A 13,402-nucleotide genomic window follows, 5' to 3' on the forward strand; every position below is an offset into this window, starting at 1 on the left:
ATCAGACAGCCCGGCCTATTTGGCGCTGCCACAGAGTGCGCGCGGGGTGCTCGCTGCGATCGAGCAGGCGATCGGCGGCGGCGACAGCGCGAGCGTGTCCTACCTCTCCTTCATGCTGGATCAACACGCATACGGTGGTGTCGTCAGCGTTGCCGATGCTCGTCAATCTTGGCCTGATCGAGATCGAGACGGGCCCGCGCGGCAGCAACGTGTTCAGGTTCAGTAACCGCTGGCGCACCATTGATGAGGTCGAGGCCAAGCGGCTGGCGGCAGTGGCGCGTGAGGTGAAGCCGCATCGAACCTTCGGCAAGCCGCCGGGCGCACCGAAGCCGGTGAAGCCATCACCGCCGCCGAAGCCCATGACGGTCGAGCGACCGCGAGTCATGCAGCGCCGGGTGCCGTCGCTGCCGACGAGGCAGTGGCAGGACGACGGCTGATCGGCGAGGCTACTTGCTCCGTTGCTTGAGCGCCGCAGCCGGTTTCCTCTCCGTTGCGTCCGGCACGCTATCCACCGCAATCCCTCGCGGCTTGCCCCACCCGATCCGCCCGGCGCATCCTCTCTCGCATGGGCACCAAATCACGCGAGACCATCTACGGCGCGTCGATCCGGGCAGCGGCAGAGCGGGCGGCCGAAGCACGCAAGCAAGCCGACCGGCTCGCCTGCGAGGCGTGGAACAAGCGCAGCCATCTGGTCGCGCTGCGACCGAAAAAGATCAGCGCCAGCGATCCGCCGTCGAGCTGGTGGCCGGGCGAGCGATAGTTATCAGGACATCGCGGCGGCGCGCGGCATCTCATCGAACGTGCGACCGCGATAATGCCTGCCGGTGCTCTTCTTGCGAACGCCGCCCCACTGCTTGAAGAAGAACGCCGTCCTCGCCTTGCGACATGCGGCCTCGATTTCCGCGACCCACTGCTCGGCCATCGGACGCGAGCGCGGGCCGCTCTCGCCGCCGACGATTGCCCACTGGATGCCCGCCAGATCAGCGCGAGCCACCGACCCGAGCAAGGGCTCGAACGAAACGAACCTGACGGCAGCATCGACCTTGCGCAGATCGTCAATGCGCCCGAGATAGTTGGCGCTTTCGACGCTTGTGCCGAGCCATACGTTCGGCAGCACCGGCAGCGTCGCAGTGATGACAGCCATCCGATCCGGTCGCTTCGTCAGGATTTGATAGGTGTGCTGCGGTGTTGCCTTCATCGTGTCCCAGACAGCGGCGACGAAGGTCGCCGGAACGACGTCATGGAAGAGGTCGGACATCGAGTTCACAAAAATCCGGCGCGGCTTCTTCCAGCTCGCCGGTATGCCGAGCGCAGCGTGATCAAGTCTGACCTTGCCGGTCCAGACCGCGCGCTTGCCGCTCTTGCGGGTCAGCCCGCGATACTTCGGCATGCCCATCGCATCCAGCCGTGCCGCCATGCGCATCGCGTAACAGTTCGTGCAGCCGGGAGAGAGCACCGTGCAGCCAGCGACGGGGTTCCAGGTCGCATCGGTCCACTCAATCGAGGTGTCAGCCATCACAGTCCCTCTAAAAGCGACCCTTGGCCGCCCAAGTTTTGCACGTCATTCCAAAGTTTGTGCCCGAGCGGATTTGAACCCACGAACACCAGCCAGTAGAGGCGCTGGTTCTTCTCGCCGACGATCAGCGGTATGCCTGTCGCGGGATGCGTGCCGAGCGAGCGGATAGACTGGAGCCAGTAGTCAATAAACGCCGCCCGCAGCGCAATGGTTGCTTGGTTGACATCAACCGCATCACGCCATCCGGGCGCAAAAATGTCGAGCGCCCCGCCGACGCGGGAATGCCTATCAAGGTTGCGCTGCAAGTCCTGCAGGCTGACGTGGATGATCATGTCCATCCGCTTCACCCGCAACATCCGCTCGATGATCGAGAACGGCAGTTGCGCGAGATTGAAGGGATCAAGGAATGCGAGGTGAAGGCCGTACGGATTGATCGCGCTCATCACCTGATCGACAACGGCACTTGCCTCGCCGACGTAGCTTGTCGCCGATCCGCCCAACGCCGTGATGCGCTGAGCCAGCGCGGATGAGTTCTGCGCCTCCAGATCGGAAAGGTGCATCTGCGAAAAGGGATGACCGCTATCGCGTCCGGCCTTGAACGCCACGAGGGCGCTGCCCTCGATGATCTGATTTGTGTCACTGATGAGTGACCGGCCTGCGCCCGAATACAGCTCGATGTAGGTCGCGCCGCCGTTTCCTTTCGGAGGCAAGAACTTCGCGCGAGCACCGCGCGCCGCTTGAATGTACCTCTTTACGCGGTCGTGCTTTTCGACCGCCCACGGGCCGACCTCGCCGACGATCAGCCCGTCGTCGGGATCGAATTTGACTTCTTTTTTTGCCATGCAGCAGTTCCCCCGCTGGAAGCACTACCACACCGCCAAAGGTTGAGGGTTAACGCCAAGGCACTTTCTCGCAGCGTCCGCCGCCCTATCCTCCGGCGCCATGGTCCAGCGGCGTCCGGCTTTATCGAACCCTGCCAGCCGTCGAAGGTCGCCCGGCCGCCCTCCGGCCCGCTCTGGGTTCATGAAATCAAGCACGACGGCTAACCGGCTCATGGTCGCCCGCCAGGGCCCCCCGGGGGCGGGCTGCTGTTCACCCGGCGCGGGTCGCCCATTGCCGCCAGGCAAAAAAAGCCCCTTCGAATTGTGATCTCAATCACAAAACAGGGAGCGGTTTGCTCGTAATCTCCGCCAATCTCGAAAAGGAGCGACGACAATGCTCGGCCCAATGTGGATCCGTAAAACGCGCGCGCTCGTCATCGCAACTTTCACGCTGGCCGGCGCGGCTGTTCTGTTGATAGCGATGGCTGCCCCCCAGCCCACGTCGGTTGCAGCGCTCGGTAGTGAATGGCAATGCACCAAGACGGTGTTTGTTTTGACGACGTGTCGTCCTGCCGAACCCACGCGCGTATCAGGTGTGACGCAATAGGGCGACACCTGTGCGACCGTTGTTTGTGGCCACACACGCACAGGCGGGGCAACGGACTGGATTAAGGTGAAGAACCCGAACGCGCCCGCGATGACGCGGGTTGAGGATGGGTAGTGGTGAACCGCAAATAAAGCGGCGATTGCCCAAGACCCTGCTACCTCCGATTGACCGACTTGCGAGCACGTGCAACATCGGCGCGTTTCAGCGGGCGGGAACAGTCGATCATGGGCCGAATAATCAACCTTTTTAACCACAAGGGCGGCGTCTCCAAAACGACGACCGTATTCAATCTGGCATGGATGCTGGGAACAATGGGGAAGAAGGTGATCGTCGCCGACTTCGACCCGCAATGCAATCTCACCGGGATGGTGCTGGGCTACAGAGGCGTGACCTCGAAGGAACTTACAAGGAGAATCCCGCAAACAATATCAAGGATGCTCTGTCTCCAGCCTTAATCGAAACCCCGTCAGATCGTCGGAGCAGAGTGCACCACGGTACCGGGCAATGACAATATGCTCCTGCTTCCCGGGCACATTGGTCTCGCTGAATACGAAACGACATTGGGTATTGCTCAGGAACTGAGCGGCTCACTGCTCGCGCTTAGAAATCTTCCCGGCTCGATCCGATTCATGCTCTCGGCAACCGCCGACAAAATACAATGCCGACTACGTCCTCGTGGACATGAGTCCAAGTCTGGGACCGATAAACCAAAATCTACTGATGACTAGCGACCACTTTATAGTGCCACTCCATCCCGATTACTTCTCGGCGATGGCGTTGTCGTCGCTTACGCGGGTTCTCCCCCGGTGGAAGGCGTGGGCCAACACGGCGCAGGGCATTGAAGTCCTTAAAACAGCGGATTATCCGTTCCCAGAACCCAAGACTACGTTTATTGGCGCAGTCATTCAGAAGTACCGCCCACGAAAAGGCGCAGCTAGTACGGCGTTTCAGCATTGGATCGACCAACTCGTGGATGGCCTCAAGGACCAACTGGTCCCCGAACTTGTAAAAGCTAAACTTCTGTGCGTCGATGACTTCAAAGCCCGAGCCGGAATTGATCCGTGGCAGCCGATCATCGAAGTCGCCGACTTCAATTCGCTCATCGCACAATCTCAAGAACATCAGAAGCCAGTCTACGGATTGACGCCAGATATCGTTGGCAGGGGCGCGATCTGGGACCAAGCAAAGGCAAGCATGGACGCCTTTGCTAGAGGCTTCGAGGAATGCGCAAAAAAGGTCATCGCGTTGACCGTTTGACGCATACATGACACCCAAGGATTATTACGACGAAGTGTGGCATCGCGCCGACCTTTTCGCAGCCTTGCACGCTTACATGGTCAGTAACGTCGCCTCAGTCATTCAACCCGGCGAACTTCTACGAGCGGAATGGGCAATGAGGGTAAGCGCCCTCGATCTTTATGTTCACGAGGTGGTCGCGCAAAACCTGTTAAAGATTTTCCAAGGAACCCCGCGCCGTTTGCCCCGGCTATTCCAAGATGCAGATATCTAGCGACACGCTGATGAGGATTCATGCAAGCGGTCCGGGTCTCATGAGCGATACAGCTTTCGATCTTGAAATAAGGACGAGACTTGCGCGGGTCACGTATCAATTCCCGGACGACATCGCGGATGGGATCAGGATGGTGTCCCCGATCGAAACTGTGGAACGAAATTGCGAGGCATCACGGCGCGGCGCCCGCCGAAGTCAAGAACGAGGCTGGAGTTCTCAAAGGAGCGCTTACGCAGATCGTGAACTGCCGGAACAAAATTGTCCATGAGGGCGATCTTCAACCTAGCATTCCGCGCTCGCCATGGCCGATCGCGCGTCAGGATGTCGATCATGTCAAGACAACAATTGAGCGTATCGTCGAAGGGATAGAGGCGAACGTCTAGAAGCTGGCAGACTCGATATCGCGCTCGACGGGACCTTCCGAAACGTGGAGCGGATCGAAAGAATTGCCTGCCTGGCGAATTCCGTTGGTGCTATACTTTGAGGCGTCGCACTGAGGAGGCGTCGATGTCCGGCAAATCGCGATACGGAGGCTTTGGGAGCGGTAACAGGCATGACGGGACCGATACCGCCGACGAAGAACCCAGAAGCGCAGCCACAATCACCGCCGCCACGGCCGCGACCGACGCCGCCATTGAGGCTTCGTGGGCGCAGTATGTTCAGAAACTTGTAAGTGAGCAAATCGCAGAGATCCGTGACGGCGTCATCGCGGGATTGCGCGAGGGCATCAGCGAGCAGCGCGACCGCCTGTTCGATGAGACCAAGACCAACAAATTCCTTCGGCGCGAGTCGGATAGCAATTCGGCGAAATTGTGAAGGGCACTGGCCGACATCCGCGCGGCCAAGGCGGAAATGCGGGAAGAAATCCGAACCGAGCTTCGCGCCGAATTGCGCGCCGAGATCGCAGAGCGGGCGGCGCTGATCAAACAGCCTGCCGATGGCGTACCGGGTCCGCGCGGTGAAAAGGGTGAGCCCGGTTCGCTGCCGATGATCGAGCCGTACATTGCAGGCCGCATCTACTATCGCGGCAACGTGGTGGCCGATCAGACCGGTAGCTATCAGGCCAAGCGTGATACCGCGAAAGCACCCCGGCCCGAGAGCGAAGACTGGATCTGCATGGCGCGATCCGGCGCAGACGGCAAGGATGGTCGTACAATCCGGTCTCGCGGCACCTATGATCCGAACGGGAAGGACTACCGCCGTCTCGACGTGGTCATGCTCAACGGGTCGTCCAGCTTTGTAGCGTTAAGTGACAATCCCGGCCCATGCCCCGGCGAAAACTGGCAACTGTTCGCTTCCGCAGGCAAGCGTGGCCAACAAGGCCTGAAGGGCGAACGCGGTGAGCGCGGCCCCACAGGTCCGCTCGCGGTTGCGCCTCGCATCGCCAGCACGGAAATCGACGCCGGCTATAACTTGGTCATCCTATACACGGATAACTCTTGCGACACCATTCCGCTTCGCCCGGCGTTCGAGCAATTCCAGATGGAGACCGGGCAAACATGAAGCACGATGCAATCGAGCCTTTCCACCGCGATGACCTGAAGCGCGCCAGAGAACTAACTTATCTCCGCGCATCCGCAGAAGCCTATTTCCTCATGGGCATCAAGGCTGGAAGTTCGACCACGAGACGTTTCGCCTGACGCCGGTCCTACTCGACGGCAGCGACGGGCCGGTCGCGGAATTGCGCGAGATGTACGCGCATTGTCCGTCGTCACTGTCGAAGCGATAAGCGAATGCAGGCCAGACTGGAGCGTGCGCCACGAGGATTGCCGAAACACGAACGCGATCGTCCTCGAACACCCTGAACGGCTCCATCGGGGGAGCAGGGGTTTCATTGGGCGATTTGAACCCGGCAATTTGCGGGATATCGATGTCGTGCACCTCGACCAGCGCCTCGAGGCTCCGTTTACCATTGTCGCGCATTCGATCGTTCAAATCCGTCGCGAAGGCCTGATAGATGTAGCCTGTCATATCTTTGGTGCCAGGCGTCGGATTATCGGGGCTGATAATTGGCGCAGTCGGGGTCGAAGAGCCGGGGAGCGAAAAGACAGGCGCCACTTGGCCTCGCCGGCCCGGACCGAAGACCTTGAGGGGCGAGGCGGGACGGTCCAGCCCAGTGAACAATCCGAACAGCAACAAATTCGGATAATCGACTGTATGATCGGAATGGAGATGGGTCAGAAAGAGCGCTCTCAAATTGGCGCTCATAACGCGGCTATTAGCCGGCAATAACGCCTGCTGAAGGCGTTTGCCGACCCCCTCGCCGCAGTCCACGAGATAATAGGCGTCTCCAACCGCCACGGCCGATGAGATGCCGCACTGGTCGGAATTGGGCTACCATGTGGGACCGCCTGCCGTGCCCAGCAAAAGAAGTCTGGTCCTCGAACTCGCTGTGTCTCCGGACGATTGTGCGATCTCAATTCGTGTGTCCAGTTCGTCGTCGCCTGCGACTGCGGAGCACATCATGGGAGCGATAAGGCTCGCTCCAACGGCGCTTCCCGCGATGAAGCCACGGCGCGTGAGCGCTTGCTGGAGGGCATGTCCTATCAGGTTGTACATCGTCTCATCCTCCCGAACAGAAGAAGCTCTCTCGCAAAATCTCGTGGGTCAGATGCCCTCCCCGGGCGTAATCGCCAAGCCGACCGAGATCATCGGGCCGCACACGAAGCTCGTGCCCGCAGTTGCGCAGAATACGCTTCGGTGGTGGTCCGCGCCTTCATTGCTGCGACCTGCTTTCAAGCAGCCGGTTGCGGACCTCCTCCGATACAAAGCGCTCCGCCCGCTGCCATGCCTCGTCGTTGTCGCCGCGGAATTGGAGGTATTTCCTAAACACGATGCGCTGGGATGTTGTATCGATAGCAACAGTCTGCGCAAACTGCACCAGTGTGCTCATCTTATGAAAGCCGCCGATGATCAGGATCTGCGCACCGGCTTGTGACGCCGCGCGCAGCCGATCGCGCAACGTCGGTCCATCGGTCGGACAATTCGAAGCGCAAAAGGACGGCACAAGCTCAAAACGGCTGTCTGCCGTGACATCGTCCCGCAGCGCGGTCATTAAAGCCCGCAATCGCATTTCATGCACGGCCGTCTGATCGGTGGGCTCGTTCGACGTGTCTCTATAATAGAAAATCGTCGACGGAGACAGCCAAGGCGTGGCCGGCGGTCTCGGCGGATGCATCTGAGATGAAGCTGCTGGATCCCAGACCGGTGAACAGGCCGGCTGTGGCAAGAGCGTGCAAGAGTAGGGCGTGGCGCATGGCGATGACTCGATCTGTTACGCATCCACCATCGTTTTGCTTCGAACTATGCTGAGCGCATTTTCGGCGGAAGTGTAGTGAACCATCGGTAATTGTGGGAGAGCTCTATCTTTCACAAGCGGCATCGGCGAGGTGCGCTAACCCCAGAGACGGGCAAAGGCTTTGAACTTGGGTTTGAAGTTCGTTACGCAGTGGGGACGGAAGTTCGCGGCGAGGATTCCTTGCGTTGCGGAATGTCGGCTTCGGGTCAGGAGGCGATATTCCGGATTCGCCGCTACCTGTCCGCTTCACCCTCGAAAGCGGCCCGTCCCGGATTTACGAGCATGGACCCTAACCGTCCACGGCGTCTTTCTCCCCCGAGGCCGACCGCTCGGACCCACATTGACGATGGCAGCCCATCTCCAAAGTACCGATTGTTAACCTGATCACAATTGCTGCCTGATCTTTATCGCGTTGATTGTGGTGGTGCATGGTAAGGTGGGGTTTGTCGCCTCTACAACAATGTGAAACACGCAGATGCGAGGTGGCAATGGCGTCAATTCAGATCGGCAAACGGGTCGTCGTGATCGGCGCTGGAATGGCTGGGTTCACGGCCGCAGGCGCGCGCGCCGACCACTTCGATAACATCGTTGTTCTGGAGCGCGATACTCTGCCCTCGGAGCCCCTGCATCGAGCGGGAACGCCACAGGCGCGGCACGCCCATGCGCTGCTGCTCAGTGGCCAGCGCGCATTGAGCGAGCTCTTCCCGGGGTTCGAGAAGGTAAGGAGCAGCGGGCCGTCCTGAGCAGCGTTTCCGACGCGACTTCGACGCCGCGCTGGTCCCGCAATCGAAAGGCCGGCGCGCAGTTGCATCGCCTTGAGCGCGCGCTCGGCCTGTCCTGTCGCGATCAGGTATTCGGTCGCGCTTCGCATCGCATCCGCGGCGTCGCGCTTGCTTGGCTTCGTCGAAGCCGCCGCAGGCGTGTTTTCGCTTTTCCTCGTGTCCCGTTTTCCCTCAGCCCGCGGTGATCAGTAACCTCGGGCGAATTCTGGTTCAGGTTGCTCGAGAGCAGTAGTCGTGGTCGGCAACTTTGAGTTATTCGCGCAGTTTGACTGGACAAGCTTGCGCCGGCGGCCGTTTCCAGAGGCACGTCAGGCGTCGGCGATCAGTGAGGCGATGTCCTCGAGCGGACGGCGGCTGAAGTCCTTCGCGAACTCGCCTATGATCTTGCCCCTCAGGTCGCGGTGGAAGTGCTTGCGCATCTCCCCCAGGGTCCTGGGGTCGGAGACAACGACCAGGTGTTCTATGGTCCCGTCCAGGCTGAGCGTGTTCAGGAACGCGGCCGTCGCTGCCGCGAAGTCGTCCTCGACGAGCCGCCTGCCGTCAGGGTTGGCAGAGCCGGTGTGATGCCGCGCACCCGAGCCTGAGCGGGCGGGCGCAGGCGGAGCCGCCGTGATCTCGACCAAGTGCACCCCAGGTTTCACGCCTGTGTTGTAGAACAGGCGGATCGTCTCCCCGTCGGCGACCGCCACTGTCGTACCGGTAGGTAGAATCATCGAAAGACCTCCCATTCACTTGCATGCTGGCGCTCTGCGGCGCCTCTTCGATAAGCTCCTGGCGGGAAGCTCCCCAGAGCAGGGCAGTCCCAACGACGGCCGAAAGAATCGACGCGGCGAACACGGCGATCTTGGCGGCCGAGAAGTCGGCGGCGCTTGGAAACGCCTGCCCGGCGATGAAAAGCGACATCGTGAAGCCGATGCCTGCGAGGGCTCCTGCCCCGGCCAACTGCCGCCACGTGTACTCCGCCGGCTTGACGGCTAGGCCTGCGCGCACGGCCGCGGCGGCCGCGAGGAAGACGCCGAGCGGCTTTCCGATGGCGAGGCCAGCGACGATCGCGGCCATGAGCCAGCCATGCCCAACAAAGACGCCCGGGTCGATTGCCGCGCCCGCATTCGCCAGTGCGAAGATCGGGAGGACAGCGTAGCTCGACCGCGCGCCGGCGTGTCGCAGCAGCCGGTCGGCGGGCGACTCAAGTCTGTCATAGATGGCGTCGAGCGCGTGCAGCGCCGGGGTGGAGGGGCCGTGCCTGAGAACCTCACCGTCGTGCCGGGCCTCGGAGGCGATGATGGTGCTGGCCTGCGTCATCAGGGCAGCCAGGTTGGCGGGCGGCCGCGTCGGAATGAACAGCGCAAGTATCACGCCGGCCAGCGTAGCGTGGAGGCCGCCCGCGTAGACGAGCGCCCACAACGCGACACCCAACAGGATGTAGGGCGACAGCAGATAGACCCTCGATCGGCTCAGCAGCGCCAGCGCAACGACTGTCGTCGCGGCCGCGGCCAGGTAGCCCGGATGGATATCGCCGGAGTAGAACACAGCGACGACGACGATCGCACCGATGTCGTCGACGATGGCCGCCGCGGTGAGGAAGATGCGCAGCTCGACGGGGACGCGGGCGCCCATCACGGCGATCAAGGCGATCGCGAACGCGGTATCGGTCGCCATCGGAACGCCCCACCCGTGCGACCACGTCCCCGCAGGGATGATCAGTGCATACAGAAGCGCCGGCACGACCATGCCGCCGAGCGCGGCCGCGATCGGAAGCGCGGCGGAGCGGCGGCTTGCGAGGTGGCCGACTGTCATCTCGCGCTTCACTTCCAATCCCACGACAAGGAAGAACACCGTCAGCAGGCCGTCGTTGACCCAATGGAGGATGGACATCTGAAAGGCTGCGTCGCCCAAGCTCATGCCGAGCTCCTGGCGCCAGAACGCCTCGAACGCCGGCCCGATCGGCGAGTTCGTCACGACGATCGCCGTCGCGGTCGCGAGGACAAGCAAAATGCCGGCGGACGGGCCCCAACTCGCGAAGTCCAGGGCTGCCGTACGGACACGGTGGCCGAGCGTGCCAAGCATCGCGTCGACGAGAGAGCTCTCGTCCCAGGGTCCGTCGTAGCGCCGACGGTTGATGTAAAAGGTCGGCGTGAACCTTACGCCGCTTGCGCGTGCGCTTGCGGTGTCCGCCTCCACCCTCGTCCTCGCGCGCCGCACGGCGTCGCTGTCGCCGACCGCGAAGTCGGCGTTCACGCCGAGGTCGGCGGCCACCGCGACGAGGTCGTCCTCTGTGAGCTGCATCGACCTCGTCATCAGCTTGACGTGCGCGGACCAGAACGCCTTGGGTGTCTGGGCAAGCTCAGCGAGCTCGGCGGCCCGAAACGCAAGGCGGTTGTCCGTGAGCGGCCTGTGCCGGAAGGCGTAGCAGACGCGGTCGCCGAGTTGGTCGCGTGCTTGCGCGATGCGCTCGTTGGCAGCCCTGCAGTGCGGGCACGCGTAGCTGCCGTACTCGACGAGCGTGATCTCGGCATCGGCGGGGCCGAGCACGTGGTCCGTCTCGTGGTCGACCGGACGGTCGAGGCGGCCGGGCGGGATCATGAGCTCCATCGCTGAACCGGTCTCCAACTGTTCGCGCCGGCTAAGACGTCGGCGCAGCTGGGTTTACGACGTCGAATACTCCGCCGTTGGCTGGCGGCGCGCTGAACGCACGCTGCACTCCCAGCGCAACGCCGGCGCTAAACACGAGCACGACGACATCCGCCAGCGGCGAGCCTCCGACAGAGCCGGGTAATGAAACGTTGATTGTCTCTTTAATCTGCATATCGGACCTCCTGGCCTGCGATCGTTCAACGGAACGCCGACTGCGGCCCGTACACGGGGCGAGCGACGATGGATCGAAGATGAGTCCATGACGGTGGAAAGGAAAATCACCTCTCGCCATGGAGTCGATAACCGACCGCTATCGAAATGACTGAGGGCGCCTGGGGGCGCCGCCGGTGTACGTGGCGTCTCTCTCCAAGGACTTGCCGAGGAGCACTCTTGGCGGCCGAGAGGAGGTCTCGGCTTCGTCGATATTTTCAAGGCGCTCGGAAAGTGAAGGTAACCGGCCCCGGCGGCCCGCGCGTTAGTCGGGGCTATCTATCGTTAGAGCAACAACGCCAGGACCACGCAGGCCGCGGCAATGCACATCGCCAGTACGAATATCACTATGACCATATCGCCAAGCATATCGCCTCGTTCGGGTTGGCAGCCGAACCGTGCAATGCCACCGCAGTGGGAGCTGCTGATCGCCCTGCGCTCGCGATCAGCCCATGCTCCCCGGCATGAAGCATCTGACGCCAACGAAAGCGCCGTTCAGAAAGTAGGGCCAGACCATCGTGCGACCAGCGCGGTTCGGTCCATCCACGACAGCGTCGTTTGGAACGTCAACCCACTCGCCATCAATGCGTACGCGATAGTGACCATTCTTAGTTTCCCAATCGGCGTCATCAATGCGCTTCGCATCGCTGCCATCGCAGCAGGGCCCCTTGCCGCTGTGCAAACTCTCATACCAACTGTTCAACTCAGGGCGCTGATAATCGTGGGCCCGGGCGTGACCGATCGTAAAAATCGGCGGCATGACAGTGAATACAACAAGCGCTGCATACCAGATCCGATTGTTCATCTCACACCCAATCCCGGATTTTCTGTGTGCAGTCAGGAAATTCATTCATCCGCATCAACATGCGAAGCTTTCTCAGCTCGCGGCTGGTAGTCGTCGGCAAGGGCCTTAAGCTGACCCGCAATCGCTGAGTCGGTCATGGTTTTGGCGGCGCGGAGCAAAGTCTGTGCCATCTCTAGATATTCCTTGCCTCGTTGTGAGATCTGAACCGTCATAAAGCCCTCGCGCGATTCTCGGGCAGCTGGTCGAAGGCGATTTGGAGCCATCTCAACCAATTGCGGTCACTTTCCCTGCGAGTTCTGAAGTGATCGACGCACTTCTTGGAACAAAGCGGGGTTCGCCACGAGTAGTGCCGGACGAGACCAAACTTGCCATCACAAACTGCGCATCGCGCGGCACTGCCAGATGTAAGATTATCGGAGTAATGAGGCATCGTAGTCTCCTCTATCGTCGCTGTTCGTCGATCATACTTTTCCACCGTCGCACTGCATGGGTCTGTGGCTTTTCCTACGCGAACAGCCTAGGACGATCGCGGTCAGCCGCTCAATTGAACGTAGGTAATGCGCCGGCCATCCAAAGGGGGCAGGGAATGCTACGAAGGTGTAGCGAGCGCGCCCCTAAAGCCGGCCATTTGCGCAGCGGGCCGTTCGCGACCGAATTGGCCAGCGGCAAGTCCGGGCGCGGTCCGCTATGCCGCCGAACGTGGAAGTTCATGGCATTGGAGCTACGTTAGAGATCGCCTTCACGCTCAACCGGAGTATCCTAGCGCGACGCAAGAGGAGCGAACACGAACTGAGAGCTCGCGACCGCGATCCAGACCGTCAGCGCGCGTCGGCATTGGCACTGCACCTCGATTGCAGCCGCGTGTACATTGGCAAGCTCGAAGCTGAAGGCGTAATCCAGTGGCTAGGTGCCAGCTTCCCGCTCGACTAGAGCCCCGTTACCTACCCTCGATACTTGCGGCGCGAGCGGCAGCAATCGCCGCGCACGCAAGCCGACGCTGATCACGTCAAGGTCAAGACCGAGATGCGGCAGTTGCGCCTGATGGACAAGAAGCACGAACTGGTGCGCCGGACCGATGTCGATGCACTGATCGATGAGATCGCTGGCACCGTGCTGAAGCATCTGAGCGGCATGAGCGCGCGTTGCAGTCGCGACATGGTGGTGAGCGCAACATCGATGGGGTGGTGACGCAGATCAGGCCCGAGATCAGTGAGGCGTG

Annotated in this window: 19 protein-coding genes; 9 read left to right on the plus strand and 10 right to left on the minus strand. The window is 61.3% G+C overall.

The window, feature by feature from the left end:
* The 3 genes from ACZXDY_RS12035 to ACZXDY_RS12045 all read left to right on the plus strand — a co-directional run.
* A partial coding sequence (locus ACZXDY_RS12035; RefSeq protein WP_464345633.1) for a hypothetical protein occupies positions 1-226 on the plus strand: 226 nt, incomplete at its 5' end.
* On the plus strand, positions 156-437 hold the full coding sequence (locus ACZXDY_RS12040; RefSeq protein WP_464345634.1) for a hypothetical protein: 282 nt from the start codon (positions 156-158) through the stop codon (positions 435-437). The genes ACZXDY_RS12035 and ACZXDY_RS12040, both read left to right, overlap by 71 nt.
* A 128-nt stretch (positions 438-565) precedes the next feature.
* Positions 566-760, plus strand: coding sequence for a hypothetical protein (locus tag ACZXDY_RS12045; RefSeq protein WP_464345635.1), 195 nt, complete (start codon positions 566-568; stop codon positions 758-760).
* Between the two features lie 3 nt (positions 761-763).
* Here ACZXDY_RS12045 and ACZXDY_RS12050 read toward each other — a convergent pair whose 3' ends face one another.
* Together ACZXDY_RS12050 and tcmP are read right to left on the minus strand one after the other, a co-directional pair.
* On the minus strand, positions 764-1,516 hold the full coding sequence (locus tag ACZXDY_RS12050) for a DUF5131 family protein (protein ID WP_455998667.1): 753 nt from the start codon (positions 1,514-1,516) through the stop codon (positions 764-766).
* The gene (gene tcmP / locus ACZXDY_RS12055; RefSeq protein WP_464345636.1) at positions 1,516-2,358 is read right to left on the minus strand and encodes a three-Cys-motif partner protein TcmP; all 843 of its coding nucleotides are present in this window, start codon (positions 2,356-2,358) and stop codon (positions 1,516-1,518) included. Before tcmP ends, ACZXDY_RS12050 begins: the two co-directional genes overlap by 1 nt.
* An 810-nt stretch (positions 2,359-3,168) precedes the next feature.
* Here tcmP and ACZXDY_RS12060 point away from each other — a divergent pair.
* The 5 genes from ACZXDY_RS12060 to ACZXDY_RS12080 all read left to right on the plus strand — a co-directional run bounded on the left by ACZXDY_RS12060 (position 3,169) and on the right by ACZXDY_RS12080 (position 5,957).
* Positions 3,169-3,399: a ParA family protein gene (locus tag ACZXDY_RS12060; RefSeq protein WP_464345637.1), complete on the plus strand. Its 231-nt coding sequence runs from the start codon at positions 3,169-3,171 to the stop codon at positions 3,397-3,399.
* Positions 3,400-3,625: 226 nt separating this feature from the next.
* A complete protein-coding gene (locus ACZXDY_RS12065; protein ID WP_464345638.1) occupies positions 3,626-4,201 on the plus strand; it encodes a ParA family protein in 576 nt (191 codons plus the stop codon).
* A gap of 7 nt (positions 4,202-4,208) precedes the next feature.
* The gene (locus ACZXDY_RS12070) at positions 4,209-4,454 is read left to right on the plus strand and encodes a hypothetical protein (RefSeq protein ID WP_464345639.1); all 246 of its coding nucleotides are present in this window, start codon (positions 4,209-4,211) and stop codon (positions 4,452-4,454) included.
* Positions 4,455-4,961: 507 nt separating this feature from the next.
* A complete protein-coding gene (locus ACZXDY_RS12075) occupies positions 4,962-5,270 on the plus strand; it encodes a hypothetical protein (protein WP_464345640.1) in 309 nt (102 codons plus the stop codon).
* A gap of 36 nt (positions 5,271-5,306) precedes the next feature.
* The gene (locus tag ACZXDY_RS12080; RefSeq protein WP_464345641.1) at positions 5,307-5,957 is read left to right on the plus strand and encodes a hypothetical protein; all 651 of its coding nucleotides are present in this window, start codon (positions 5,307-5,309) and stop codon (positions 5,955-5,957) included.
* A gap of 99 nt (positions 5,958-6,056) precedes the next feature.
* Here ACZXDY_RS12080 and ACZXDY_RS12085 read toward each other — a convergent pair whose 3' ends face one another.
* The 8 genes from ACZXDY_RS12085 to ACZXDY_RS12120 all read right to left on the minus strand — a co-directional run bounded on the left by ACZXDY_RS12085 (position 6,057) and on the right by ACZXDY_RS12120 (position 12,395).
* Positions 6,057-6,755 carry an MBL fold metallo-hydrolase gene (locus ACZXDY_RS12085; RefSeq protein WP_464345642.1) on the minus strand — a complete coding sequence of 233 codons (699 nt, stop codon included), beginning with the start codon at positions 6,753-6,755 and terminating at the stop codon, positions 6,057-6,059.
* A gap of 415 nt (positions 6,756-7,170) precedes the next feature.
* Entirely contained in the window at positions 7,171-7,632 is a 462-nt protein-coding gene (locus ACZXDY_RS12090; protein ID WP_464345643.1) for a DUF2380 domain-containing protein, read from the minus strand.
* Positions 7,633-8,246: 614 nt separating this feature from the next.
* Complete coding sequence (locus ACZXDY_RS12095; protein WP_464345644.1) at positions 8,247-8,414, minus strand: hypothetical protein; 168 nt, start codon at positions 8,412-8,414, stop codon at positions 8,247-8,249.
* 428 nt (positions 8,415-8,842) lie between these two features.
* A complete protein-coding gene (locus ACZXDY_RS12100; protein ID WP_464345645.1) occupies positions 8,843-9,175 on the minus strand; it encodes a baeRF12 domain-containing protein in 333 nt (110 codons plus the stop codon).
* Complete coding sequence (gene nhaA, locus ACZXDY_RS12105) at positions 9,075-11,126, minus strand: Na+/H+ antiporter NhaA (RefSeq protein WP_464345646.1); 2,052 nt, start codon at positions 11,124-11,126, stop codon at positions 9,075-9,077. Before nhaA ends, ACZXDY_RS12100 begins: the two co-directional genes overlap by 101 nt.
* 31 nt (positions 11,127-11,157) lie before the next feature.
* The gene (locus ACZXDY_RS12110; protein WP_464345647.1) at positions 11,158-11,340 is read right to left on the minus strand and encodes a hypothetical protein; all 183 of its coding nucleotides are present in this window, start codon (positions 11,338-11,340) and stop codon (positions 11,158-11,160) included.
* 483 nt (positions 11,341-11,823) lie between these two features.
* On the minus strand, positions 11,824-12,183 hold the full coding sequence (locus ACZXDY_RS12115) for a hypothetical protein (protein ID WP_464345648.1): 360 nt from the start codon (positions 12,181-12,183) through the stop codon (positions 11,824-11,826).
* Positions 12,184-12,224: 41 nt separating this feature from the next.
* Positions 12,225-12,395, minus strand: coding sequence for a hypothetical protein (locus ACZXDY_RS12120; protein ID WP_464345649.1), 171 nt, complete (start codon positions 12,393-12,395; stop codon positions 12,225-12,227).
* Between the two features lie 742 nt (positions 12,396-13,137).
* Between ACZXDY_RS12120 and ACZXDY_RS12125 the strand changes: the two genes are divergently transcribed.
* The gene (locus ACZXDY_RS12125; protein WP_464345650.1) at positions 13,138-13,371 is read left to right on the plus strand and encodes a hypothetical protein; all 234 of its coding nucleotides are present in this window, start codon (positions 13,138-13,140) and stop codon (positions 13,369-13,371) included.
* Positions 13,372-13,402: the final 31 nt, after the last annotated feature.

This window comes from Bradyrhizobium sp. LeoB3 (genome assembly GCF_055456055.1).

Excerpts from the sequence above, each read along its gene's own strand:
- ACZXDY_RS12095 (WP_464345644.1), bottom strand. The coding sequence starts at position 8,414 with ATGGGCGTGCCGCGCCTGTGGCGTTCCCGCTCGATGCAGGGGCTCCGA.
- ACZXDY_RS12080 (WP_464345641.1), top strand. The coding sequence starts at position 5,307 with ATGCGGGAAGAAATCCGAACCGAGCTTCGCGCCGAATTGCGCGCCGAG.
- ACZXDY_RS12110 (WP_464345647.1), bottom strand. The coding sequence starts at position 11,340 with ATGCAGATTAAAGAGACAATCAACGTTTCATTACCCGGCTCTGTCGGA.
- ACZXDY_RS12060 (WP_464345637.1), top strand. The coding sequence starts at position 3,169 with ATGGGCCGAATAATCAACCTTTTTAACCACAAGGGCGGCGTCTCCAAA.
- ACZXDY_RS12040 (WP_464345634.1), top strand. The coding sequence starts at position 156 with ATGCTCGTCAATCTTGGCCTGATCGAGATCGAGACGGGCCCGCGCGGC.
- ACZXDY_RS12045 (WP_464345635.1), top strand. The coding sequence starts at position 566 with ATGGGCACCAAATCACGCGAGACCATCTACGGCGCGTCGATCCGGGCA.
- ACZXDY_RS12075 (WP_464345640.1), top strand. The coding sequence starts at position 4,962 with ATGTCCGGCAAATCGCGATACGGAGGCTTTGGGAGCGGTAACAGGCAT.
- ACZXDY_RS12070 (WP_464345639.1), top strand. The coding sequence starts at position 4,209 with ATGACACCCAAGGATTATTACGACGAAGTGTGGCATCGCGCCGACCTT.
- ACZXDY_RS12065 (WP_464345638.1), top strand. The coding sequence starts at position 3,626 with ATGAGTCCAAGTCTGGGACCGATAAACCAAAATCTACTGATGACTAGC.
- ACZXDY_RS12115 (WP_464345648.1), bottom strand. The coding sequence starts at position 12,183 with ATGAACAATCGGATCTGGTATGCAGCGCTTGTTGTATTCACTGTCATG.
- nhaA (WP_464345646.1), bottom strand. The coding sequence starts at position 11,126 with ATGGAGCTCATGATCCCGCCCGGCCGCCTCGACCGTCCGGTCGACCAC.
- ACZXDY_RS12120 (WP_464345649.1), bottom strand. The coding sequence starts at position 12,395 with ATGACGGTTCAGATCTCACAACGAGGCAAGGAATATCTAGAGATGGCA.
- tcmP (WP_464345636.1), bottom strand. The coding sequence starts at position 2,358 with ATGGCAAAAAAAGAAGTCAAATTCGATCCCGACGACGGGCTGATCGTC.
- ACZXDY_RS12090 (WP_464345643.1), bottom strand. The coding sequence starts at position 7,632 with ATGCATCCGCCGAGACCGCCGGCCACGCCTTGGCTGTCTCCGTCGACG.
- ACZXDY_RS12050 (WP_455998667.1), bottom strand. The coding sequence starts at position 1,516 with ATGGCTGACACCTCGATTGAGTGGACCGATGCGACCTGGAACCCCGTC.